Origin of the sequence: Streptomyces sp. CAI-85 (assembly GCF_013363615.1) — a bacterium.
In the GTDB taxonomy this organism is placed as follows: domain Bacteria; phylum Actinomycetota; class Actinomycetes; order Streptomycetales; family Streptomycetaceae; genus Streptomyces; species Streptomyces antibioticus_B.
In genome coordinates, this window is the sequence record NZ_JAANNX010000162.1 from 1 (window position 1) to 2,259 (window position 2,259).

The window sequence follows — 2,259 nt, forward strand, 5'->3', positions numbered from 1 at the left end:
TCGGCGTGGCGCAGGAAGCTGGAGTAGACGCCCGCGTAGCCGAGGGTGAGGGTCTCGCGGTCGACGCGGACCTCGCGGTCCTGTAGGGGACGTACGAGGTCGTCGGCGGCGTCCATGAGGGGGAACAGGTCGCAGCCGTGCTCCCAGGCCATCAGGTCGGCGACGGCGATGAACGCCTCCAGCGGGCAGTTCCCGGCTCCGGCGCCCTGGCCGGCGAGGGAAGCGTCGACGCGGGTGACGCCGTTCTCGACGGCGACGACGGAGTTGGCGATGCCCAGGCCGAGGTTGTGGTGGGCGTGGATGCCGATCGCGGTGTCCGGGTCGAGGGCGTCGCGATAGGCGCGGACGCGGTCGCGGACGCCGTCCATGGTCAGGCGGCCGCCGGAGTCGGTGACGTAGACGCATCCGGCTCCGTAGGACTCCATCAGCTTGGCCTGGCGGGCCAGTTCGGCGGGGTCGGCCATGTGGGACATCATCAGGAAGCCGGCCACGTCCATGCCCAGGTCGCGGGCGGCGGCGATGTGCTGGGCGGAGATGTCGGCCTCGGTGCAGTGGGTGGCGACGCGGACCGAGCGGATGCCGAGGGCGTGGGCCTGCCGCAGGTCGTGCAGGGTGCCGATGCCGGGCAGGAGCAGCGTGGTGGGCACCGCGTGGTGGACGCTGTCGCAGACGGCTTCGATCCACTCCCAGTCGGTGTGCGCGCCGACGCCGTAGGTGATGCTGGAGCCGGACAGGCCGTCGCCGTGGGCGACTTCGATCGCGGCGACCCCGGCGTCGTCCAGTGCGGCGGCGATGGTGCGGGCCTGGTCGACGGTGTAGCGGTGGCGTACGGCGTGCATGCCGTCCCGCAGGGTCACGTCCTGCACATACAGGGCGGGGGGCTGGTTCGCGGTCATCGGGAGACCACCTCCGTGAAGTGCCGCGCGGCGGCGATGCGTTCGGCGGTGCGCAGGGCGGCCGAGGTCATGATGTCGAGGTTTCCGGCGTAGGCGGGCAGGTAGTGGGCGGCGCCCTCGACCTCCAGGAAGACCGAGACCTTCGCGGCGTCCACGGATCGCGCACCGGCGGGCAGCAGGGAGCGCAGGGGGTCGTCGTCGGCGACGCGCTCGAACTGGACCTTCTGCTTGAGGCGGTAGCCGGGCACGTACGCCTGGACCCGGGCGGCCATGTCCTCCACCGAGGCGGTCACCGCGGCGTCGTCGCACTCGCCGACCAGGCAGTACACGGTGTCGCGCATGATCAGCGGGGGTTCGGCCGGGTTCAGGACGATGATCGCCTTGCCCCGGGCGGCGCCGCCCACCTTCTCGATGGCCGAGGAGGTCGTCTCGGTGAACTCGTCGATGTTGGCCCGGGTGCCGGGACCGGCCGAGCGGGAGGAGATCGAGGCGACGATCTCGCCGTAGTGGACGGGGGTCACGGCCGCGACGGCGGCCACGATCGGGATGGTGGCCTGGCCGCCGCAGGTGACCATGTTGACGTTCGGTGCGTCGAGGTGGTCGTCGCCGTTGACCGGCGGGACGACGTACGGGCCGAGCGCGGCGGGCGTCAGGTCCACGACCCTGCGGCCCAGCGAGCGCAGCACCTCGTCGTGGCGGCGGTGCGCACCGGCCGAGGTGGCGTCGAAGACGATCTCCACGTCCGCGAACTCGTCCAGCCGCACCAGGCCGTCGACTCCCTCGTGGGTGGTGGCGACCTTCAGGCGGCGGGCGCGGGCCAGGCCGTCGGAGTCGGGGTCGATCCCGGCCATGGCGGCGATCTCCAGGGAGTCGGAGAGCCGCAGAATTTTGATCATCAGGTCGGTGCCGATGTTGCCCGACCCGATGACGGCGACCTTCGTGCTCATGCTGCGGCTCCTTCCGTGGCGGCGGACGCGAACGTGGTGGTGACCGTGCCGAGCCCTTCGATGTGGGCGGTGAACGCGTCGCCCGCGGCGGCGACGGCCATCGGGCCGAGCGCACCGGTCAGGACGATGTCGCCGGCCCGCAGCGGGTCACCGAGCCCGGCGAGGGTGGAGGCAAGCCAGAGGGCGGCGGTGAGGGGGCTGCCCAGGCAGGCGGCGCCGGTGCCCTCGGAAGCCGTCTCGCCGTTCTTGGTGAGGGTCATCGTCACGGCCCGCAGGTCGACGCGGTCCAGGGGGACGGGGGTGCCGCCGAGGACGTACAGGCCGCAGGAGGCGTTGTCGGCGACGGTGTCGATGATGGTGATGTCCCAGTCGGCGATGCGGCTGTCGACGATCTCCAGCGCGGGCAGCGCGAACGC

At 72.2% G+C, this 2,259-nt stretch carries 3 protein-coding genes; all 3 read right to left on the minus strand.

Features of this window, described 5'->3' with window-relative positions; all coding sequences use genetic code 11:
- Window positions 1-896, minus strand: an 896-nt coding sequence (gene dmpG / locus G6W55_RS37385; RefSeq protein WP_175525036.1) for a 4-hydroxy-2-oxovalerate aldolase, incomplete at its 3' end; no start/stop codon positions are given.
- A complete protein-coding gene (locus G6W55_RS37390; protein WP_175525037.1) occupies window positions 893-1,843 on the minus strand; it encodes an acetaldehyde dehydrogenase (acetylating) in 951 nt (316 codons plus the stop codon). The genes dmpG and G6W55_RS37390, both read right to left, overlap by 4 nt.
- Window positions 1,840-2,259 (minus strand): fumarylacetoacetate hydrolase family protein (locus G6W55_RS37395; protein ID WP_175525038.1); only part of this gene is annotated, 420 nt, incomplete at its 5' end. The genes G6W55_RS37395 and G6W55_RS37390, both read right to left, overlap by 4 nt.

Coding starts and splice junctions, on each gene's coding strand:
- G6W55_RS37390 (WP_175525037.1), bottom strand. CDS start 1,843: ATGAGCACGAAGGTCGCCGTCATCGGGTCGGGCAACATCGGCACCGAC.